This is a genomic window from Pseudonocardia sp. DSM 110487, assembly GCF_019468565.1.
Taxonomy (GTDB): Bacteria; Actinomycetota; Actinomycetes; order Mycobacteriales; family Pseudonocardiaceae; genus Pseudonocardia.
In genome coordinates this window covers 1,028,373-1,049,152 of sequence record NZ_CP080521.1, presented here as the reverse complement: position 1 = coordinate 1,049,152, position 20,780 = coordinate 1,028,373, and the positions used below count along the sequence as shown (strand labels likewise).

Genomic DNA, 20,780 nt, shown 5'->3' with positions numbered 1-20,780 from the left:
GGACCTTCGGGTCCGGCGCCGTTTTCGTGTTCCGTGAATATCTCGCAGATCTGGACAGCGCCGGCCCCACGCCGTCCGGCTCAGGAACCGAACCGGCGATGCCGGGCCGCGTAGTCGCGCAGCGCGCGCAGGAAGTCGACGCGGCGGAACTCGGGCCAGTAGGCCTCGCAGAACCAGAACTCCGAGTGTGCCGACTGCCACAGCAGGAATCCGGACAGCCGCTGCTCACCCGAGGTGCGGATGACCAGGTCCGGGTCCGGCTGGCCGGACGTGTACAGGTTCGCGGCGATGTGATCGACGTCCAGCACCTCGGCGAGCTCCTCGATCGAGGTGCCCGACTCCGCGTGCTGCAGCAGCAGCTTGCGCACGGCGTCGGCGATCTCCTGCCGGCCGCCGTACCCGACCGCGACGTTGAGTTCGAGCCCCGGCCGCCCCTGGGTCCGCGCCGCAGCGGCCGAAAGCTTGTCGGCCATGTCGCCCGGCAGCAGTTCGAGGGCGCCCACCACGCGCAGCCGCCAGCGAGCGGCGGGGCCGGAGAGCTCGTCGACGACGTCGGTGATGATCTCCAGGAGAGGTTCGAGCTCCTCGGAAGGGCGCTCGAGGTTGTCGGTGGACAACAGCCACAGCGTCACGACCTCGACGCCGGCCTCCTCGCACCACGCGAGGAACTCGGCGATCTTCGCGGCGCCCGCCCGGTGCCCGTCGTTGACGTCGACGAACCCGGCCTCGCGCGCCCAGCGGCGGTTGCCGTCGAGCATCACCGCAACGTGCCGGGGTCGCTCGGCCGAACCGGCCAGCTCTCGGCTCAGCTTGCGCTCGTACACCGAGTAGAGCAGGTCGCGGACGCCCACGGCCGAACAGCGTACGCCGGGGCGGTTCTGCGTTCGCAGACCCAGGCCGCCTGGCCGTGCGTTCACGCACAGGACACCCCGATGCCGCCGGTGCTGCCGTAACCTCGGCCGGGTGGGCACCGGAACCGTGGACTCGCCTCCCCCGGGCGGGGCGCTGCTCAAGCCGCGGATGCGTGGCTGGCTGCACTTCTGGTCGTTCACCGTCTCGATCGCGGCGGGCGCCACCATGATCGCCGTATCGGCGGCACTGGTCGGAGCGGGCGCCGCGCTCGCCACAACGGTGTACGCAGTCACCACACTCGGCTTGTTCGGGGTGAGCGCGCTCTACCACCGCCGCACATGGCGCACGCAGCGCAGCCGGGCCGTGATGCGCAGGCTCGACCATTCGATGATCTTCCTGTTCATCGCGGGCACCTATACGCCGGTGGCCGCCCTCGCCATGGATCCGGCCACCTCCCGCACCGTGCTCACCGTGGTGTGGGTGGGCGCGCTCGCCGGAGTGGTGCTGAAGACGGCATGGCCGAACGCGCCCGCGTGGATCGGTGTTCCGATCTACATCGCGCTCGGCTGGGTGGCCGTTTTCGTCATCCCCGCGATCCTCGTCGGCGGCGGTGTGGCGGCGCTGGTGCTGATCCTCGTCGGCGGCCTGATCTACACCGTCGGTGCGGTGTTCTACGCGACGCGCCGGCCCAACCCGTGGCCGGCCACGTTCGGCTACCACGAGTTCTTCCACGCGGCCACCGTGGTCGCCGCGATCTGCCACCACGTGGCGATCTGGCTCATGCTGTTCTGACCGGCGGAATGTCGACCGTCACAGCGAGGTTGGCCGGGGCATGACCACCACCGACTTCGATCCCCACGCGCTGATCGCGGAGAGCCGGATCGGCGTGCTCGCCACCCTCCGTGCCGACGGCCGCCCGCAGCTGTCCCCCGTCACCCCGTACTACGACCGGGACGCGGGGACCATCTACGTCTCGATCATGGAAGGCCGTGCGAAGACGACCAACCTCCGCCGCGATCCGCGCGCCGCGCTCGAGGTCACCAGCACCGACGGTTGGGCGTGGGCCACCGCCGACGGCACGGCCGAGCTGATCGGCCCCGGCACCGACCCGCACGGGCCCGAGGTGGAGGCCCTCGTCGGCTATTACCGGTCGGCCGCGGGCGAGCACCCCGACTGGGACGAGTACCGCGCGGTGATGGTGGCCGACCGGCGGGTGCTCCTGGCCCTGCACGTCGAGCGCGTGTACGGCCAGAAGATCCGCTGACTAGCACTAGATCGCTCAGGCCTCTTCGCCGCCGCTGGTCGGGCCCTTGGCCCGCAGCTCGTCGACGCGCGCCATCGCTTCCCGCAGCTCGCTCAACCACTCGTCGGCGTGCTGGCCGACCAGCTTCACGGCCCAGGCCAGCGCGTCCGACCGGGAGCGCGCGACGCCGGAGTCGACGAGCGTGTCGAGCACGATCCGCTCCGGCTGGCGCAGGCGCGTCATCACCGGGACGGACGCCGTCGTGAACAGCTCCTCCGTGTCGCCGATCCGCGCGCCCCATGCCACCTTCCGCTGGTAGCGGTGCTCGGCCTGGCGCGCGATCTCGATGCGCTCCTCCCGCGTGGTCTCGCGGAACCGGGAGATCCGGCCGGCCACGGCCGCCGCCCGATCGGCCCGCCCCGCCTCGGTGTCTGGGAAGTCGCCCTCGACCGGCGGAAGCTCACCGACGATGAGGATCTCCTCCCGGTCGACCGTGACGTCCGGCGCGCCGGTGAACCACCCGTCGGGCAGCCTTCCCTGCAGCCATGCCGCCGCGTCCTCCGCGCCGGGCAGGTCGGCCTGCTGCCAGCCACCCCGCCCCGGGCCACGCCCTCGCCCACCGGGCCACCCGCGATGCATCCGTCCGCTCATCATCACTGCCTCCCACCTGGATGCTTACTAGATTACACCGCAACGGTGATGACGCCGAGGTGTTCTCAGGCGGCGAACACGCTTTGGCGGTGGCGCGAGTCGCGGTGTGAGTGCGGGCGAGTCGCGGTGAGTGCGAGCGTCAGGGGCGCAGGAGGAGGCTCGCGGTGAGTTCCTCCGCCGTGGTGGCCGGGCGGTCGCAGACGAAGCCGCGGCAGACGTAGGCGGCCGCCGCGCCGTCCACGAGGGGACGGTCGGCGAGGAGGGGGACGCCGGGTGCGTCGGGGCGGCCGGGCACGACGACCGTGCCGCCCGCGGCCAGCCGGCGGGCGTGCGCGAGCAGCTCGTCCCGACCGGGGTCACCATCCGCTCCGACCACGGCGACCTGCAGCGGGCCCCGCACCATCGCCTCGGCCGCCGTGAGCCAGTGGCCGGCGAAACGCGGGTGCTTCTCCGCGAGGAAGCCGGCCGAACGCAGGGCGGCCTCGGCCGCGGTGCGGTACCGGTCCGGTTCGGCCACCAGCACCGACGCCGTCAGCAGCGCGGACGCGAGTGACGACGCTCCGCACGGGGTCGCGTTGTCGGTGACGTCGCGCGGGCGGTGCAGCAGCGCCTCTGCGTCGTCGGCGGTGTCGAAGAACGAGCCGGGCTGGTCCGGATCGGCGAAATGGGCGAGGGCGGTGTCGAGCAGGTCCGTGGCGGCTGCCAGCCAGCGCGGCTCGCCGGTGGCCTGGTGCAACGCGAGGAGCCCGTCGGCGAGGCAGCCGTGGTCCTCCAGCACCCCGGCCGCGGCGCCCACGGCCCCGTCCCGCGACGAGCGTCGCAGCCGCCCGTCCACCACGTGCAGCCGCAGCAGCAGGTCGGCCGTCTCGGCGGCGGCGTCCACCCACTCGGGATGCCCGAGCGCCGCACCAGCCTCTGCGAGCGCGAGGATCGCCATGCCGTTCCAGGACGTGACGACCTTGTCGTCGCGGGCGGGCTGCGGCCGCTGGGCCCTCGCGCCGAGCAGCGCGGCGCGCACCCGTTCCCAGCGGGCCGGGTCGTCCGGATCGGCGAGCAGCTGCAGGGTGGACGATCCGTGCTCGAACGTCCCGCTCTCGGTGACGGTGAGCAGGTCGGCCGCCCAGTTCCCGTCCTCGTCGCCGAGGACGTCGCGCAGCTGCTGGGGAGTCCAGGCGTAGGTGAGGCCCTCGACACCGTCGGTGTCGGCGTCGAGCGCGGACGCGAACCCGCCTTCCGCGGTGCGCAGGTCGCGCAGCAGGAAGGCCACGGTCTCTTCGGCGATGCGCCGCGGGAGCGGATCCGGTGACACTCGCGCGAGGTGCGCGTAGGCGCGCAGCAGCAGGGCGTTGTCGTAGAGCATCTTCTCGAAGTGCGGGACCACCCAGCCCGCGTCCACGCTGTAGCGGGCGAACCCGCCTGCCAGCTGGTCGTACATCCCGCCGCGGGCCATCCGCTCGCACGTCACCGCGACGGCGGCCGGTGCCTCCTCGCCGCCGCCGGTGCGCTCGTGCCGGCGAAGCAGGAACTCCAGCGCCATCGACGGCGGGAACTTCGGGGCGCCGCCGAACCCGCCCGTCCTCGGGTCGAACTGCGCCTCGAGGGCCACCGCGGCCCGCTCCAGCAGATCGGGGTCGATCCCGGCCGACGGCAGCACGGTGGCGGCGCTGTCGGCGAGCCGGGCGGCGATCTCGCCGGCCGCTCCGCGCACCCGCGCGCCGTCCTCGCGCCACGCGGTGGTGACGGCGTCGAGGAGCTGCCGGAAGCCGGGCATCCCGCCGCGCGGGGTGGGCGGGTAGTAGGTGCCGCAGTGGAACGGCTCACCCGCCGGGGTGAGGAAGCACGTCATCGGCCAACCGCCCTGGCCGGTCATGGCCTGGGTCGCGGCCATGTAGACCGCGTCGATGTCCGGCCGTTCCTCGCGGTCCACCTTGATCGCGATGAAGTCGCCGTTGACCTGCTCGGCCGTTGCCGGGTCCTCGAACGACTCGTGCGCCATGACGTGGCACCAGTGGCAGGCGGCGTACCCGACCGAGAGCAGCACCGGCACGTCTCGGCGCGCCGCCTCGGCGAACGCCTCGTCCGACCACTCCCACCAGTCGATGGGGTTGCCGGCGTGCTGGAGCAGGTACGGGCTGGTGGCCGAGGCCAGGCGGTTCGGCATCGCGTCAGCCTCTCAGCTGGTGCCGCCGTTCGCCGGTTCGCCGCCCGACTTCTCCTTCTCGTCCTTCGGCTCGTTCTCGGCGGGCTCGAAGCTGGCGGGCAGGCGCCGGATGCGCTTGCTCATGCTCCGGATCAGCAGGATCGTGACCAGCGCCAGCGAGAGGATCACGACGAGCGCGACGGGCGACGCCTTGCCGAACTCCTCACCCTTTCCGGGCGGCGGCGCGGGATTCTGCACCGGCACGGCGACCTCGGCCACGCCGGCTGGAACGGCCTCGGCCAGCAGCGGACTCATCCGGCAAACGGTACGCGCCCGTCACACCGCAGGCCGCACCGCCACGGGCTCGCGGATCCCCGCGAACAGGTCGTCCTCGGGGGTGGGCGAGTCGACGAAGCTGCGGACGAGCTCATAGTCCTCGGTGGGCCAGATCTCGCGCTGCATCTCCAGTGGCACGAAGAACCACCGGCTCGTGGGGTCGATCTGCGTCTCGTGGGCGAGCAACGCCTTGTCGCGGGTCTCGAACCAGTCGGCACAGCGCACGCGGGTGGTGACCCGGTCTGCTGGGTCGAGCCGGTCGTCGGACCAGTTCGCGAGCCACTCCTCGTAGGGCGACTCCATCCCTCGCGCGAGCAGCGCCTCGTGGAAGGCCACCATCCGCTTCTTCGAGAACCCGTGGGAGTAGTAGAGCTTGAGCGGCTGCCACGGCGCGCCCGAATCGGGGAAGCGGTCGGGGTCGCCCGCGGCGTCGAAAGCGGACACGGAGATCTCGTGGCAGCGGATGTGGTCGGGGTGGGGGTACCCGCCGTTCTCGTCGTAGGTGACGAGCACGTGCGGCCGGAACTCGCGGACGACCCGCACCAGGCGCTCGGTGGCGACGTCGAGGGGCTGCGTCGCGAAGCACCCATCGGGCAACGGCGGCTTGGGGTCGCCCTCGGGCAGCCCGGAGTCGACGAAACCGAGCCACCTGTGCTCGACGCCGAGGATCTCGGCGGCGCGGGCCATCTCGGCCCGGCGGATCTCGGACATGTTCTCCAGCACCTCGGGGCGGTCCATGGCCGGGTTGAGGATGCTGCCGGCCTCACCTCCCGTGCACGTGACGACCATGACCTCGTGGCCTTCGGCGACGTAGCGCGCCGTGGTGGCCGCGCCCTTGCTGGACTCGTCGTCGGGGTGCGCGTGCACCGTCATGAGTCGCAGCGGGCCAGCGCTGCTCAGGTGGATCGAGGACATTGGAACGGCCGCGTTCCTTCCAACTCGGGCCCCGATTTGATGGGCCGCTGGCTCGGGAGATCGGGATGTCGATGGTTGCAGACACGTCCGACGGTCCGTACAACGCTGCCCGGCGCCAGCTCCTTCCCTTCACAGCCGTCACGCTGCGTATTCAACCGCTCTCACCTGCGCCGGAAGCACCCCGGCTGTCGCAAAGGTGGCGAGGACCCTCTCGAGATCGCTACAATGGGCGGTCGCTCAGGCACCGAATGGCCCATAAAACTGTGCGCGCAGGTGCACGTGCAGCCGCTTGACCAGCATTGATGTCGGCGGCGGGAACTTCCGCGGAGCGCCAACCGTTCGTCGAAAGGCTGCGACGAGCGGCAGGCCTCGTGTTACGGTGGACATCACACGGCCCGCAGGCGGGTCGTGTTTTTCCTTACTCGGGGCTTTGCCGCCCTCGAACCGGGCCGCCCTCGCGGGCGGTCATGGCCGCGGGCGAAGTGGTCCGTGAGTCATATATGGACCCCTGACAGGCTGGAGGAGTGATGACCGTGACGGACACCCAGGCGACCTGGCTGACCCAGGATGCCTACGACCGGCTCAAGCAGGAACTCGACGAGCTGATCGCGAACCGCCCGGTCATTGCAGCCGAGATCAACGCCCGCCGCGAGGAGGGCGACCTCAAGGAGAACGGCGGCTACCACGCGGCACGCGAGGAGCAGGGCCAGCAGGAGGCCCGCATCCGCCAGCTGCAGGAGCTGCTTCGTACCGCCAAGGTCGGGATCGCGCCGACCGACTCCGACACGGCTGCGCCCGGCATGGTGCTGAAGATCCGCTACGACGGCGACGACGAGACCGAGACGGTGCTGCTCGGCTCCCGCGAGGAGGGCAGCCGGGCCGACCTGGAGGTCGTGTCGCCGAACAGCCCGCTCGGTGGCGCGCTGCTCGGCGCCCACCCCGGCGACACCCGCTCCTACCAGCTGCCCGACGGCGGCAGCATGGACGTCACGCTGGTCTCCGCCGAGCCGTTCCGCGCATAAGAACCTGTCACCGGTCGCCGGCCACGTCGAACACGGCGTGGCCGGCGTCTTGTAGGGCCCGCACGAGCTCGGTGCAGTGCTCGGGGCCGCGGGTCTCCATCGAGAGCGCCACCTCCACGTCGCCGAGCGGGAGCGTGCCGGAGATCCGGGAGTGCGACACGTCGAGCACGTTGGCCCCGAGCGACCCCACCAGCGCGAGCAGCTCGGCCAGCGCGCCGGGCCGGTCACCCACTCGCACCCGGAGCGACAGGTAGCGGGCCGCGGCCGCCATGCCGTGCTCGATCACGTGCAGCAGGACCAACGGGTCGACGTTCCCGCCGGAGAGCACGGCCACGGCAGGTGTGGCGAACCGCGCCGGGTGTTCCAGCAGCGCAGCCACCGCCGCCGCTCCCGCCGGCTCCACCAGGAGCTTCGCCCGTTCCAGGCAGTGCAGCAGGGCACGGGACAGCGCGTCCTCCCCCACCGTCACGATCTCGTCGACGAGCGCGGCGACCTGCGGGAACGTCACGTCGCCCGGCCGGCCCACCGCGATGCCGTCGGCCACGGTGCGCATACCGGCGAGCGACCGCGGCTCGCCTGCGGCGAGGGACGGCGGCCACGCGGCGGCCCCTTCGGCCTGCACTCCCACCACGGTGACGTCCGGCCGCTGCCCCTTGACGGCCGCCGCGATCCCGCCGACCAGCCCGCCGCCCCCGGTGCAGACGAGAACCGTGCGGACGTCCGGCACCTGCTCCAGCACCTCGAGCCCCACGGTGCCCTGCCCCGCGATCACGTCCGTGTGGTCGAAGGGGTGCACGAAGACCGCGCCGGTGCGCTCGGCGAAGTCGGTGGCTGCCGCGATGCTGCCGTCGATCGTCTCGCCGACCATGTGGACCTCCGCGCCGTAGCCGCGGGTGGCGCCGACCTTCGGGATCGCGGCCCGCTCCGGCATGAAGACGGCGGCCCGGATGCCGAGCATCTGCGCGGCGAGCGCCACGCCCTGCGCGTGGTTGCCCGCGCTCGCGGCCACCACCCCGCGGGCGCGCTCCTCCGCGTTCAGCCGGGCGATCCGGGTGTACGCACCGCGGATCTTGAACGAGCCGGTGCGCTGGAGGTTCTCGCATTTGAGCCACACCGGCCCGCCGCACAGCTCCGACAGCGCACGCGAACCGGCCATGGGCGTGACCGACACCACGCCGGCGAGCAGCTCGCGTGCCGCACGGACGTCGGCCACCCCGACCGGGGGAATCGGGGTGTCAGCGGCGGACATGCGGGAATCCTCGCATTTGGAGGCACCCACCACCGTCGAGGCACCGCGACGAACCTCCCGGTAACCTCAGGGGTGAGATGGCGGTGAGCCGCGCGGGCCACCGCTTTCGGGGGAGGTCGGGATGACACGGCTGCGGGCGATCGCTCCGCTGCTCGTGGCCGCGGTGCTCACCGCGATCGCGGTGGTCACGGTCAAGAGCGCGGGTTGCGACGACCCCGGACGCTACGAGCTGGTGGCTGGCGGCTACCAGCTGGTAGGCGGCTGTATCGCGCCCGGCGACATCGTGGTGCCCGAGCCGGCCCCGGTGGCTCCGCTGCCCGCCGCCGGTCCCGCCGCCCCCGCCAAGGGCTGAGGCACCTCTTCAGGCCGAGGCCTCCATGGCCTTGCGTACCTCGTAAGTGTCGAACACCAGCGTGTCGGCGACGATCCGGCCGTCCCGCACCACGAGGTGATCAACCGCGCGCAGGGTGCCGAACGGCCCGGTCGCCATGTCGTACATGATCATCGCGCGCTCAGCGTCACCGACGACGGCAACGATCGACACACCGTTCACGACCTGCGCGAACTCCCCCATCGCCGCGAGGACCGACCCCGCGCCCGTGAGGGCGACACGTGGGCTCTCGAAGGTCACGTCGGCGGCCAGGAGATCGGCGACGGCCGCCATGTCGCCGCCGCCGAACGCCTCGATGAAGGCCGACGCCACCTCGGCCGGCGTGCGTTGCTCACCCATGTACCGCGCTCCTCGTGATCGTTCCGGTCGGGGCGGATACCCCCAACGGAGATAGACCCGCGGAACGGGGAGAACTCGTCGGTCCTCAACCGGCGGCTTTCAGCGCCTGCCTCAGGTCGTCGGCCAGATCCTCGACGTCCTCGATGCCGACCGAGAGGCGCACCAGGTCGTCCGGTACCTCGAGCGCCGACCCGGCGACCGAGGCGTGCGTCATGGCGCCCGGGTGCTCGATGAGCGACTCGACGCCGCCGAGCGACTCGGCGAGCGTGAAGATCTCGGTGGCGGCGCACACGCGCAGCGCCGCCTCGCGGCCACCCGCGACGCTGAACGACACCATCCCCCCGAAGCGGCGCATCTGCTTGGCCGCCACCTCGTGTCCGGGGTGCTCGGCGAGGCCGGGGTAGTACACGCGCGTGACGGCGGGGTGGGCGGCCAGCAACTCGGCGATCCGCTCGGCGTTGTCGCTGTGGCGCTCCATCCGCACCGCGAGGGTCTTCACGCCGCGCAGAGTGAGCCACGCGTCGAACGGGCCCGGCACGGAGCCGACCGCGTTCTGCGTGAACCGCAGCGCGTCGGCGAGCTCGTCATCGCTGGTGACGAGGGCGCCACCCACGACGTCGGAGTGTCCACCGACGTACTTGGTGGTGGAGTGCAGCACGACATCCGCCCCGAGGGCTAGCGGCTGCTGCAGGTACGGGGATGCGAACGTGTTGTCGACGACGAGGCGCGCGCCCGCCGTCCGCGCCACGTCGGCGACCGCGGCGATGTCGGCGATCCCCAGCAGCGGGTTGGTCGGCGTCTCGCACCACACGGCTCGCGTGGTGGGTCGCAGAGCCGCGCGCAGCGCATCGACGTCGCCGAGGTCAACGGGCGTGTACTCCACGCCCCACAGCGCCAGCACCTTGTCGACCAGCCGGAACGTGCCGCCGTACGCGTCGTGCGGTATGACGACGTGGTCCCCCGGCTTGAGCAGCACCCGCAGCAGCACGTCGGAGGCGCCCATCCCGGAGCCGAAGGCGACGGCGTGCCGACCGCCCTCCAGCGCCGCGAGGCACTCCTGCAGCGCGGTGCGGGTGGGGTTGGCACTGCGCGAGTACTCGTAGCCGGCCCGCAGGCCGCCCACGCCGTCCTGCGCGAACGTGGACGAGGCGTGGATCGGCGGGATCACCGCCCCGGTGGTCGGGTCCGGCTCCTGGCCGGCGTGGATCGCGTTGGTGGAGAAGCCGCGCATGGCGCAACGCTACGCCGGTGGATCTGAGGCGACGTCGGGCAGCACCCGCACGTGACCCAGTACCCTGATCTCGCGTCGCCGGGCGCACCCTGTCCGCGGGGAAGGGACCATCCCACCGGCCGGATCTGCACGAAGCCTGGACGGACCTCGGCCCGCAGGCGCGGACACGGGCCCGGAACGAGGTTCGCCGATGCCCATTCTTCCCGCGCGCCCGTCGCTGGAGCACCTCCGCAAACAGGCCAAGGCCCTCCGCCGCGAGCGCGACATCCCGCTGCACAGCGCGCAGCGCGAGCTCGCCCGCTCTTACGGATTCGCCAGCTGGCCCCGGCTCCTCCGGCACGTCGAGGCGGCCGGTATGGAGGGAATCGAGCGTGCACTGGCACTCGCCGACCCCGAGGCGCTCGCACCACTGCTCACAGCGGACACGGCGGCGGCACCCGTCGGCGGGCTCCCCCCGCTGCTCGCGCTCCTGCGGCGATCGACCGGTACCCCGGCCGACGTGCGCCGGTGTGCGGAGATGCTGCTCGCCGCCGGGGCGGACGCGAGCAGCCGAAGCCCAGAGGGCGGCGGCGAGTGGCACCGGTCGGCGCTGTTCGAGGCGGTGGAGCGGCGCGATCTCGCGCTTGCCCGGCAGCTGGTCGCGGCCGGCGCCACCCCCGACGAGGACGCGTTCTACCACGCGTGCGAGCAATCCGACGTCGCCCTCCTCGACCTGCTCCACCGGCCGGGGTTCGAGCGCCTCGTGATTCACAAGCTGGACTTCGAGGACGCCGTGGGCCTCGCGTGGTTCCTCGACCGCGGCGTCGACGTGAACGCCCTCGGCTGCCTCCACTGGGCGATCGGCCGCGGCCGCGGCGTCCCGATCCTGCGGATGCTGCTCGACGCGGGCGCCGACGCGAACCTCCCGCACCCCCGCACCGGGCAGCGACCCCTCGCCGCGGCGGCCCGCTGCGGGCACCTCGCCGCATACGACCTGCTCATCGAGGAGGGCGCCGACGCGGAGCTGGACGCCGTCGACGCCGCGGTGCTCGCGGTGGCGCGCGGTGAGTCGATGCGACTCCCGGCCGTGTACCCGCCGCTGCCGGGCATCCCGGGCCACGGGTCGGGCTGGCTGCTCGGCCAGTTCGCCCTGCTCGGGCGCTTCGACGTCGTGCGGGCGCTGCTGGACGCCGGGATGGACGTGGACACCCGCGGCTGGAGCAGATTCACCCCGCTGGAGCAGGCCGCGATGCACGGGCGCACCGACGTGGCGCGTCTGCTCGTCGAGCGCGGCGCGGACCTGGAGGATTGTGCGTTCGACGACGAGGGCCCCACGCCGCTCGACTGCGCGATCTGGGGCGCGGTGAACAACCGGGCCGCCGACGGCGACTACGCCGGCACGGTGGCCCTCCTGCTGGCCGCCGGCGCGCCGACGAGCCATGAGGCACCGACGGGCGCCCCCGAGGTGGACGCGCTCCTCACCGGCGGAGGTTCTTGAACCTCCCGGGCCGCTGGGACCTCGCTCCCTGGTTCCCGGGACGCCGGGCGGCCGAGGGTTTCCCGGCAGCCGGGCGAGGGGCCCGGCCGAGCGAGGAGCGAACATGCAGACCGAACCGATCGAGGCGATCCCGGCCGGCCGCAGGCCCGTCCGGCAGCCGGGCCGCGGGTGGGCCGCGGCGGGCGTGCTGGCCGGGGTGGCCGGCTTCGCCGCAATGGAGGTGGGCACGCGACTCGCCCCGGCGGACCCGACCGCATACGCCGACGCCGAGCTGCTGGTCGACGCCTACGCGAGCCTCGGGCCGGGGTTGGTCGCCGCGGTGCTGGCGTTGTACGTGATCGCCGCATTCGCCGTGGTGGTGTTCGGGGCGGGGCTCCGCCGAGCACTGGCCGCGCAATGCCCTGCGGGCAGCCTGGCACCTGACGTCGCATGGGCCGGCACCCTGCTGGTCGCCGGGCTGTGTCTGGTGGGGTCCGGCCCGGCCACCGAGGTGTTCTTCGGGCTGCTCCACGCGGCCGAGAGCGACCCGGACATCACGGCGTCGCTTGTCCGCATGATGGACACGCTGCCCTGGGTGTGGGGTGGGCTCGCGCTGACGGTCACGGCGGTGGCATTCGGCGCGCTGCGCCACGGCGCCGCACCGCGCTGGCTCGGGGTCGTGAGCATCGTCTTCACGGTGCTGGTCGGCGGCCTCGCGATGGCACCGCTGCAGTACCTCGCCGGGTATGTCGGCTCGATCTGGCTGGTCGTCGCGGGCGTGGCCTACCTGGCCGGCCGTGGAGCACGGACTGCCACGATGGGTGCCTGACAGCGGCCTGCCGCCGGCAGCGGCCGTAGACGCGGAACAGCGCGCGGGCCGGCGCCGTCCTGCGGGGGCGCGCGCGGAACGAGCAACCGAGCACCGGAGGAGCAGACGGCGCCATGAACGGCCCGCGAGCACGCCGGAGCGGAGCGGCGGCGATCAGGAAGAGCCCGGGCGCCGCCGTGGTGGTGGCCGTCGTCGCATGGCTGCTCGCCGCGCTGGCCGTGCTCTCGCTCCCGTGGAGTGCCCTGTACGAGGGCGGCGAGGCGCTGTTCTTCCTGGTCGACGTCGTGGTCGCCGTGGTGTACGGGCTGGTGGCCCGCGTGCTGCTCGCCCGCAGGGCGGTGGCCGTGGCGTGGTGGGTCGCGCTCGCGGCGATCGGCGACGGCGTGGCGGCCTTCGCCGCCGGGTACTCGCGGGCCACGGTGCAGGGCGTCCCGTTGCCGGGGGCCGACGCGGTGGCGTCGCTGACCTCGGTGGCGTGGGTGCCGGGCACCGTCGGGCTGATCGTCGTCGTGCCGTGGCTCGTGCGGGAGGGCAGCCCGTCACCCGTCGCCCGGGTCGCGGCGTGGACGGGCGCCGCCGCGTGCGTCCTGATCACCGCGGCCCGGGTGCTCGTGCCGGACGGGACGCCGCTGGTCGACGTGCCGGCCGCGGCGGCGTCGGTGGCGGGATCGCTGCCGCTCCAGATGGGCGTCGTGGTGCTCCTCGGCGCGCTCGCCACGGCGGACGCCGCCCGCCGCTGGTTGCGCGGCCCGGAGGAGGCGCGCCACGGCCTTGGCTGGCTCGCGCTGGGCTCCGGGCTGATGACGCTGTCGTTCGTGCCGCTCGCGCTGCCGCTGCCCATGGCGATGGCGCTGGTGGACCCCGGGATCGTGCCTGCGGTGCAGCTCGCGGCGCAGGCGTTCTTCCCGGCGGCGATCCTCGTGGTGGTGCTGCGCCAGCAGCTGTGGGGGATCGACCTCGCCGTCAGCCGCACCCTGGTGTGGGCCCTGCTCACCGCGGGATCGGCCGCCGCGTACCTGCTGATCGTGTTCGTCGCGACCACGGTGCTGCCGGTCGGCACCGGCACGGGCGGCGTGCTCGCGGCAGCGGTGCTCGCCGGCGTCGCCGTGCCGGCGCGGGCGTGGTTGCAGCGGCGCGTCGACCTCCTCGTCAGGGGGCCATCCGCCGCGCCGGGAGCGGGCGCGGAGCGGATCGGCCTGCGGCTGGGTAGCGCGGCTCCCACGGAGCTGGTGCAGCGGATCCTCGAGTCGGTCACCGAGGCGCTGCGCTGTGCGGGCGCCGAGATCCGGCTCGACGACGGCCGCCTGCTCGCCGCGGTGGGCAGCCCGGGCGGCCCTCCGCTGTCCGTGCCGCTGACGCACGCGGGTGAGCGCGTCGGCGAGCTGACCGTCCGGGGTTCGCGCGGCGAGCGCCTCGACGCCCGCACGGAGCGCGACCTGCGGCCGCTGGCTGGCGTGGTGGCAGCGGTTGTGCGCCTCGCGCTGCTCACGGCGGAGCTGGAGACCACGAGGGCGCGCATGGCGGCCGCGCGAGCCGAGGAACGCCGGCTGCTGCGCCGCGAGGTGCACGACCACCTCGGCCCCGTGCTGACGGGCGTGTCGCTCGGGCTCCACGGCGCCCGCAACCTGCTCGCGACGGGCGACGCCGCCACCGCGGGCAGGCTGCTCGACGAGCTGTCCGGCGAGGTCGAGCGCGGGGTGCAGAACGTGCGCAGCCTCGCGCGGGCATTCCTGCCTCCGCAGCTGGAGGAACGCGGCCTGGCCAGCGCCCTCGAGGACCTCGCCGTCCGGTTCGACTCCCCCGAGCTCGCGGTGGCGGCGGAGGTCGAGGCCTCAGCCTCGGCTGCGCTCGAGGCGTCCGTTGCGGTCGGGCTCTACAGCGTGGCCGCGGAGGCCGTCACGAACGCGCACCGCCACGCCGGCGCCTCCTCGTGCCTCGTGCGGCTCGACGGCACGGATGGAACGGTGCGGTTGCAGGTGGTCGACGACGGCGTCGGCATCGCTCCTGAGCGCAGGCCAGGGGTCGGGCTGCGCGCCGTGCGCGAGCGGGCCGCGGAGCTGGGCGGCACGGCCCGGATCGGGCCAGGGCCCGAAGGGGGAACGCTGGTGGAGGTGTCGGTGCCGGTAGGCAAGGAGGATGGGCCGTGAACGATCCCGTCCGCATCCTCGTCGTGGACGACCACCCGACGTTCCGGCTCGGCATGAACGCGCTGCTGTCGTCGATCCCTGGCTTCACCGTGGTCGGCGAGGCCGCCGACGCCCCGGAGGCCGTCGAGCTCTCCCGCCGGGTGCCTGCCGACGTGGTGATCATGGATCTGGACCTCGCCGGCACGTCCGGCATCGACGCGACGCACGCCGTGCTGCGCGAACGCCCCGGGCTGCGCGTCCTCGTGGTGACGATGCTGGAGGACGACGACTCGGTGTTCGCCGCGATGCGGGCAGGCGCGCGCGGCTACCTGCTCAAGAGCGCCTCACCCGCGGACGTCGAACGGGCCGTGCGGGCGGTGGCGGCCGGGGACGTGCTCGTCGCGTCGGGCGTGGCGGAGCGGATGCTGGGGTTCGTCACCGGGGCCCGCACCGCCGCAACCCCGTTCCCCGAGCTGACCGAGCGGGAGCGCGAGGTGCTCGACCTCGTGGCTCGCGGCCTCGACAACCTCGCCGTGGCCCGGCGGCTGTCGCTCTCGGACAAGACCGTGCGCAACCACCTGTCGACCATCCTCGCCAAGCTGCGGGTGGCCGACCGGTCCCAGGCGATCGTCCGCGCGCGGGAGGCAGGTCTGGGTGGCGGCCCGTGAACCCCTCGTGAGTGGATACGCGCGCTATAGCTCGCGTATCCACTCACGACCGCCGGAGGCGGGGTCAGCTTCCGAGGAAGGCGAGGACGTCGGAGCGGGTGACGACACCCGCGGGCTTGCCGTCCATCAGCACGAGTGCGGCGTCGGCGTCGGCGAACGCGCTCATCGCGGTATCGAGGGGCTCGCCGGCCCCGATCGTCGGCAGCGGCGCCGACATGTGCTTCTCGAGACGGTCCGACAGCTGTGCCCGCCCCGTGAACAGCGCGTCGAGGAGGTGGCGCTCCACCACGGCGCCTGCGACCTCGGCCGCCATCACCGGCGGCTCGGCCCGTACCACCGGCATCTGCGAGACGTGGAACTCCCGCAGGTAGTGCACCGCGTCGGCCACCGTCTCGTTCGGGTGGGCGTGCACGAGGTCGGGGATCGTGCCGTCCTTGCGCCGCAGCACGTCGCCGACGGTGGCGCCCTCGGTGGGCGGCAGGAAGCCGTAGCTCGCCATCCACTTGTCGTTGAAGACCTTGCCCAGGTAGCCACGGCCACCGTCGGGCAACAGGACGACCACCACCGCGTCGGCGGGCAGCTCGCGGGCGACGCGCAGCGCGGCGACGGCGGCCATCCCGCACGAGCCGCCGACCAGCAGCGCCTCCTCGCGGGCGAGCCTGCGCGTCATCTCGAACGAGTCGGCGTCCGATACGGCGACGATCTGGTCGCAGATCCCCTTGTCGTACGTCGTGGGCCAGAAGTCCTCACCGACGCCCTCGACCAGGTACGGGCGCCCGCTGCCGCCGCTGTACACCGAACCCTCCGGGTCGGCGCCGATCACCTGCACCCGGCCGCCCGACACCTCCTTGAGGTAGCGCCCGGTGCCGGTGATCGTGCCGCCGGTACCGATCCCGGCGACGAAGTGCGTGATGCGCCCGTCGGTCTGCTCCCACAGCTCCGGCCCGGTGCCGAGGTAGTGCGACTCGGGGTTGTGCTCGTTCGCGTACTGGTTGGGCTTCCACGCGCCGTCGATCTCGCCGACGAGACGGTCGGAGACCTTGTAGTAGGAGTCGGGGTGGTCCGGGTCGACGGCCGTCGGGCACACCACGACGTCGGCGCCGTAGGCGCGCAGCACGTTGCGCTTGTCCTCGCTGACCTTGTCCGGGCAGACGAAGACGCACGTGTAGCCCTTGCGCTGCGCGATCATCGCCAGCCCCACGCCGGTGTTGCCCGACGTCGGTTCTACGATCGTGCCGCCTGGCCGCAGCTCGCCGGACGCCTCGGCCGCCTCGACCATCCGCAGCGCGATGCGGTCCTTCACGCTGCCGCCCGGGTTGAAGTACTCGACCTTGGCCAGCACGCGTGCGGCGATGCCCTCGGCCACCGAACCGAGCCGGACGAGAGGGGTGTTCCCGACCAGGTCGGCGACGTGCTCGACGTAACGCATGGGCCAATCGTCGCACCCCGCGCCGCGTCGCTGAGCGGGCCATGGGCGATGCCTGACGCGGCTCGATGGGCCCGATCCCCACCGGACGCCGTGTCCGGCCGCCGAACGGCAGCGCAGAAGGCCGCGTACGGACTACTGTTCGCCGTCGGGGCCTAACCCGGTCGAGGGCGTGTCGATCGGACGAACCAGACACCACATGACCGGCGCGGACCGCCCGCCGCGCACCCCGATCGTTCCGTTCCACGAGCTGCAGGAGGGGCGCCGGTGTCAGCCACCGGGGACGAGGTGATCGGTGTCGATGAAGCCGATCGGGCCGACCTTGCCCGGTCGGCCCGACGTGACGCCGAGCTCAACCACCTCGCCGCACTCGCCTCGGGTGGCGACCAGCAGGCGCTCGAGCGCCTGCTCGGCCGGATCCGCCCGATGGTGGTGCAGTACTGCCGCGCCCGGATCGGCTTCGGCATGCTCGGCTCGCAGTCCGCGGAGGACATCGCCCAGGACACCCTGTTCGCCGTCGTCGGGGCTCTGGAGCGGTGGCGCCCCGAGAAGCGCGTGATGGCGTTCGTCTACGGGATCGCCAGCAACAAGGTGGTGGACGCCTACCGGGCGGCGGGCCGCGACCGGTCCGTTCCCACCGACGTCGTCCCGGACGAGCCTGATTTCGAGCACGGCCCCGAGCAGGCCGCGCTCCACGGCGGCCTGGTCGCCGAGCTACGCGCGCTCCTCGACCAGCTCCCCGCGCAGCACCGGGAGATCCTGGTGCTGCGCGTGGCGCTCGGTATGACGGCGGTGGAGACCGCCGCCGCGGTCGGCTCGACGTCCGGCGCCGTCCGCGTCACCCAGCACAGGGCCCTCGCCAAGCTGCGCGAGCTGGTGGAACGCCGCACGGCCTGACGCCCTCATCCGCCCCGGGTCTCCTCGAGCCTGCGGGACAGGTACGCCCGCTCTGCGGCGTTACCCACGAGCGCAAGCGCCTCCTCGTACGCGACGGCCGCTTCGGCGGCCCGGCCGAGCCGCCGCAGGAGGTCTGCCCGTGCGGCGGGCAGCAGGTGGTAGCCGCGCAGCCGCTCGTCGGCGGCGAGCGCGTCGAGGAGCTCCAGCCCGGCCGCGGGCCCGTCCCGCATCGCGACGGCGACGGCCCGGTTCAGCGTCACCACCGGGGACGGGGCGACGTCCGCGAGCACGTCGTAGAGCGCCACCACCTGCGGCCAGTCGGTGGTGGCGACGTCGGCCGCCTCGTCGTGCACAGCGGCGATCGCCGCCTGCAGCGCATACGGGCCGGGCGGGCCGCCCTGCAGCGCCGACACCACGAGGTGCCTGCCTTCCTCGATGTACGCACGGTTCCACCGCGAGCGGTCCTGCTCGTCGAGCAGTACCAGGTGCCCGTCCGGACCGGTGCGTGCGTCCCGCCTGGCGTCGACGAGCAGCATCAGCGCCAGCAGCCCCGCCACCTCCCGCTCCCTCGGGAGCAACCGGTGCAGGATTCGCGCCAGCCGGATCGCCTCATCGGCGAGGTCGCCCCGCACCAGCTCGGGTCCCTCGCTGGCCGCGTAGCCCTCGGTGAAGACCGCGTAGACCACGCGGAGCACACCCGGCAGCCGGGCGGGAAGCTCGTCCGCCTCCGGCACCCGGAACGGGATCCGAGCGCCCTTGATCTTGCGCTTCGCCCGCACGATCCGCTGCGCCATCGTGGCCGCTGGCACCAGGAACGCGCGCGCCACCTCCTGCGTCGAGAGCCCCGCGAGGCAGCGCAGCGTGAGTGCCACCTGCGCCTCCGGCGGAAGCGCCGGGTGGCAGCAGGTGAAGAACAGGCGCAACCGCTCGTCGGGCACGTCCTCGGACTCGGCGAGCACCGCGGCAGGCCCGTTGCGGTCGGCCTCGGCCTGCAGCACCGCGATCCGCGCCGCGTAGGCCTTGTCCCGGCGCAGCCGGTCCACGGCCTTGCGCCGCGCAGTGGTCAGCAGCCACGCGCCCGGCCGGCCCGGCACGCCGTCGATCGGCCAGCGCTCCAACGCGGCCGCGACGGCCTCCGACGCGACCTCCTCGGCGAGGTCGAGGTCGCCGAACTGGCCGACGAGCGTGGCGAGCAGCCGGCCCCGTTCCTCCCGGAACACAGCCTCGACGGAGCCGGCCGCCCCCTCACTCACGGCTGCTCGAACTCCATGACCGGACGCACCTCGATCCGGCTCCCGTGCTGCGCGCCCGGGCAGCGGGCCGCCCAGTCGATCGCCGCGTCGAGATCCGGCACGTCGAGCAAGTAGTAGCCGCCGAGGATCTCGCGGGTCTCGGCGAACGGACCGTCGGTGACCACCCGCTCGCCGTCGTCGCGGACCGCGACGGTGGTGGCGGTCTCGACACCCTGCAGCGCGTCGCTCGCGAGGCGCACTCCGGCGTCGGCCACGGCCTTCTCGTAGGCCCAGTACTCGTCCATCACCTTCTGGACGGCCTCGGGGGTCTGCGGCTGGACGTCCTGCGAACCGTAGATCAGCAGCATGTACTTCACTTCTCGGCTCCTCGTTTCTGGCGCGGTGGCCGGGCGGCCACCAGCATGACGACGAACGGGAACTCGCGGAATCGACACGCCAAGTGCCCCCCGCCGGAAGTCCGTTGGGTAAGTCGGTGGATCCAGGTTCTCGCTGGGTGCGCCGGACGGCGGGCCTCGTACTGGACGTACTCGGCCCGTCGGCCGGTGCGGCCAGCGTGGGCCTGGGCCGCCGAATTACTCGGCGGACTTCCGGCGGGGGGCACTTGCTACTCCCGCTCGACGCGCCGCAAACCCCTGCCGGGCGTCCAGCTCTCGATCACCAGCATCGTCGCCTCCGCGTTGAGCCCGGTGACGACGACCTCGTCGATGTCGGCGCGGAACAGCTCACCCTCGGCGTCGCCGCTCACCGGACCGGCGGCGAACGCGCGCCCGGCGATCTTCGCGTCCCCCGCCCATCCAGCGGGGTCGCCCTCCGGCGGGTCCACCGACGGGCTGTGCAGCGCGAACCGCGGATCGCGGTGCAGGTCGGCGCCCTTGCGGGCGCCGGTCATCGAGCCGAACGTCAGCTCGCCGTCGGCGAACTCCGCCTCGATGCCCGAGATGCGGGGCGCTCCATCGGCGCGCAGCGTGGCGATCGTCTTGTGCTTGTGCGCGTCGAAGATCTTGCGCACCCGCGCGGCGAACTCGGGCACGGCCTCCTCGACGTCCTTCCAGGCGGTCATGGGCCGAGGATCCCGCACAACGCTGCCAGGAGCTGTCAGGATTCGACCCGCCGCGCAGGGTGTCGGGTGATCACCGGACACCTGATGGGTCCCCGTTGTTGAACCATCCACGCGACATGGTTGACAGACGAGACGAACAACCACTCGGGTATTCGAACGGCTGGGCGTTCCTGGGGAATGCCCTCACCAGCCCGCGGCAGGCGTTCGAACGCGCCCAGAACGTCAGCTACTGGTGGCCGGCCTGCGGTGTGACGGCGGTTTACGTCCTCCTCGGCTACCTCGCGGGGAACTTCACCACGGCTCCGGTCCTGGTGGGCGTCCCGCTGTTCACAGGGCTCTTCCTGCTCGTCGAACTGCTGGTGACCGCCGTGGCACGAGCGGTGTGTGGTGGTCACGGCGCCGAGGTCGGCCCCGCCGCGAGCAAGGTCGCGCTCGTGACTTTCACGATCAACATTCCTGGGTCGGCCCTCGAGGTCGCCATCGGTGCCGACGCAGTACTGGTGGCGGTCGTGCTGGGGATCTCATGGGTCGTGAGCGCCGGCTACCTGACCGTTCTCTTCTCCGCGGCGTTCGAGGCCGGGCTCGGCCGCGCATTCGGCGGAGTGCTCGTCGGCCATCTGGCCTTCATCGTGCTCGGCATCGGTGTCGTCGGCTGCCTGGGGTTCCTCGCCACCGCCTGAGGAACCTGACGCGGTT

The 20,780-nt window shown here is 72.9% G+C and carries 22 protein-coding genes; 10 read left to right on the top strand and 12 right to left on the bottom strand.

From position 1 onward, the window contains the following. Positions 1-80: 80 nt before the first annotated feature. On the bottom strand, positions 81-851 hold the full coding sequence (locus K1T35_RS04955) for an isoprenyl transferase (RefSeq protein ID WP_220259001.1): 771 nt from the start codon (positions 849-851) through the stop codon (positions 81-83). Between the two features lie 169 nt (positions 852-1,020). On the opposite strand from K1T35_RS04955, the gene K1T35_RS04950 reads away from it, so the two are divergent. Together K1T35_RS04950 and K1T35_RS04945 are read left to right on the top strand one after the other, a co-directional pair. Then, the gene (locus K1T35_RS04950; RefSeq protein WP_220262393.1) at positions 1,021-1,644 is read left to right on the top strand and encodes a hemolysin III family protein; all 624 of its coding nucleotides are present in this window, start codon (positions 1,021-1,023) and stop codon (positions 1,642-1,644) included. Positions 1,645-1,684: 40 nt separating this feature from the next. Next, positions 1,685-2,116, top strand: a complete 432-nt coding sequence (locus tag K1T35_RS04945; RefSeq protein WP_220259000.1) for a PPOX class F420-dependent oxidoreductase — start codon at positions 1,685-1,687, stop codon at positions 2,114-2,116. A gap of 15 nt (positions 2,117-2,131) precedes the next feature. Here the strand turns inward: K1T35_RS04945 and K1T35_RS04940 are convergent, their stop codons facing one another. From K1T35_RS04940 to mca, 4 genes are all read right to left on the bottom strand, one after another. After that, entirely contained in the window at positions 2,132-2,734 is a 603-nt protein-coding gene (locus K1T35_RS04940) for a hypothetical protein (RefSeq protein ID WP_220258999.1), read from the bottom strand. Positions 2,735-2,885: 151 nt separating this feature from the next. Further along, positions 2,886-4,907, bottom strand: a complete 2,022-nt coding sequence (locus tag K1T35_RS04935; protein ID WP_220258998.1) for a thioredoxin domain-containing protein — start codon at positions 4,905-4,907, stop codon at positions 2,886-2,888. Between the two features lie 12 nt (positions 4,908-4,919). Continuing rightward, the gene (locus K1T35_RS04930; RefSeq protein ID WP_220258997.1) at positions 4,920-5,201 is read right to left on the bottom strand and encodes a hypothetical protein; all 282 of its coding nucleotides are present in this window, start codon (positions 5,199-5,201) and stop codon (positions 4,920-4,922) included. Positions 5,202-5,222: 21 nt separating this feature from the next. Next, the gene (mca, locus tag K1T35_RS04925; protein WP_255621591.1) at positions 5,223-6,095 is read right to left on the bottom strand and encodes a mycothiol conjugate amidase Mca; all 873 of its coding nucleotides are present in this window, start codon (positions 6,093-6,095) and stop codon (positions 5,223-5,225) included. Between the two features lie 569 nt (positions 6,096-6,664). Here mca and greA point away from each other — a divergent pair. Further along, positions 6,665-7,159 carry a transcription elongation factor GreA gene (gene greA, locus K1T35_RS04920; protein ID WP_220258995.1) on the top strand — a complete coding sequence of 165 codons (495 nt, stop codon included), beginning with the start codon at positions 6,665-6,667 and terminating at the stop codon, positions 7,157-7,159. A gap of 7 nt (positions 7,160-7,166) precedes the next feature. Here the strand turns inward: greA and ilvA are convergent, their stop codons facing one another. Then, complete coding sequence (gene ilvA / locus K1T35_RS04915; RefSeq protein ID WP_220258994.1) at positions 7,167-8,408, bottom strand: threonine ammonia-lyase; 1,242 nt, start codon at positions 8,406-8,408, stop codon at positions 7,167-7,169. A gap of 121 nt (positions 8,409-8,529) precedes the next feature. On the opposite strand from ilvA, the gene K1T35_RS04910 reads away from it, so the two are divergent. Beyond that, complete coding sequence (locus K1T35_RS04910; protein WP_220258993.1) at positions 8,530-8,760, top strand: hypothetical protein; 231 nt, start codon at positions 8,530-8,532, stop codon at positions 8,758-8,760. Positions 8,761-8,769: 9 nt separating this feature from the next. On the opposite strand, the gene K1T35_RS04905 is transcribed toward K1T35_RS04910, so the two are convergent. Together K1T35_RS04905 and K1T35_RS04900 are read right to left on the bottom strand one after the other, a co-directional pair. Next, positions 8,770-9,138, bottom strand: a complete 369-nt coding sequence (locus K1T35_RS04905) for a nuclear transport factor 2 family protein (RefSeq protein WP_220258992.1) — start codon at positions 9,136-9,138, stop codon at positions 8,770-8,772. 85 nt (positions 9,139-9,223) lie between these two features. Beyond that, a complete protein-coding gene (locus tag K1T35_RS04900; protein WP_220258991.1) occupies positions 9,224-10,369 on the bottom strand; it encodes a cystathionine gamma-synthase in 1,146 nt (381 codons plus the stop codon). Positions 10,370-10,559: 190 nt separating this feature from the next. Here K1T35_RS04900 and K1T35_RS04895 point away from each other — a divergent pair, with 190 nt between their 5' ends. The 4 genes from K1T35_RS04895 (at position 10,560) to K1T35_RS04880 (ending at position 15,448) form a co-directional block, all read left to right on the top strand. Beyond that, positions 10,560-11,846 (top strand): ankyrin repeat domain-containing protein, encoded by a 1,287-nt coding sequence (locus K1T35_RS04895; RefSeq protein WP_255621590.1) that lies wholly within the window; start codon positions 10,560-10,562, stop codon positions 11,844-11,846. Between the two features lie 103 nt (positions 11,847-11,949). Beyond that, a complete protein-coding gene (locus K1T35_RS04890) occupies positions 11,950-12,654 on the top strand; it encodes a hypothetical protein (protein ID WP_220258990.1) in 705 nt (234 codons plus the stop codon). 113 nt (positions 12,655-12,767) lie between these two features. Continuing rightward, positions 12,768-14,801 (top strand): sensor histidine kinase, encoded by a 2,034-nt coding sequence (locus K1T35_RS04885; RefSeq protein ID WP_220258989.1) that lies wholly within the window; start codon positions 12,768-12,770, stop codon positions 14,799-14,801. Beyond that, positions 14,798-15,448: a response regulator transcription factor gene (locus K1T35_RS04880; protein ID WP_220258988.1), complete on the top strand. Its 651-nt coding sequence runs from the start codon at positions 14,798-14,800 to the stop codon at positions 15,446-15,448. Before K1T35_RS04885 ends, K1T35_RS04880 begins: the two co-directional genes overlap by 4 nt. A 64-nt stretch (positions 15,449-15,512) precedes the next feature. Here K1T35_RS04880 and K1T35_RS04875 read toward each other — a convergent pair whose 3' ends face one another. Then, positions 15,513-16,877 (bottom strand): cystathionine beta-synthase, encoded by a 1,365-nt coding sequence (locus tag K1T35_RS04875; RefSeq protein WP_220258987.1) that lies wholly within the window; start codon positions 16,875-16,877, stop codon positions 15,513-15,515. A gap of 288 nt (positions 16,878-17,165) precedes the next feature. Between K1T35_RS04875 and shbA the strand changes: the two genes are divergently transcribed. After that, positions 17,166-17,771, top strand: a complete 606-nt coding sequence (shbA, locus tag K1T35_RS04870; protein WP_220262391.1) for an RNA polymerase sigma factor ShbA — start codon at positions 17,166-17,168, stop codon at positions 17,769-17,771. Between the two features lie 5 nt (positions 17,772-17,776). On the opposite strand, the gene K1T35_RS04865 is transcribed toward shbA, so the two are convergent. The 3 genes from K1T35_RS04865 to K1T35_RS04855 form a co-directional block, all read right to left on the bottom strand. After that, positions 17,777-19,024, bottom strand: a complete 1,248-nt coding sequence (locus tag K1T35_RS04865) for an RNA polymerase sigma factor (RefSeq protein WP_255621589.1) — start codon at positions 19,022-19,024, stop codon at positions 17,777-17,779. Continuing rightward, the gene (locus K1T35_RS04860; RefSeq protein ID WP_255621588.1) at positions 19,021-19,380 is read right to left on the bottom strand and encodes a YciI family protein; all 360 of its coding nucleotides are present in this window, start codon (positions 19,378-19,380) and stop codon (positions 19,021-19,023) included. The genes K1T35_RS04865 and K1T35_RS04860 overlap by 4 nt, the downstream gene beginning before the upstream one ends. A 248-nt stretch (positions 19,381-19,628) precedes the next feature. Beyond that, positions 19,629-20,084: a pyridoxamine 5'-phosphate oxidase family protein gene (locus tag K1T35_RS04855; protein WP_220258986.1), complete on the bottom strand. Its 456-nt coding sequence runs from the start codon at positions 20,082-20,084 to the stop codon at positions 19,629-19,631. 116 nt (positions 20,085-20,200) lie between these two features. On the opposite strand from K1T35_RS04855, the gene K1T35_RS04850 reads away from it, so the two are divergent. Then, entirely contained in the window at positions 20,201-20,764 is a 564-nt protein-coding gene (locus K1T35_RS04850; RefSeq protein WP_220258985.1) for a hypothetical protein, read from the top strand. Positions 20,765-20,780 lie beyond the last annotated feature (16 nt).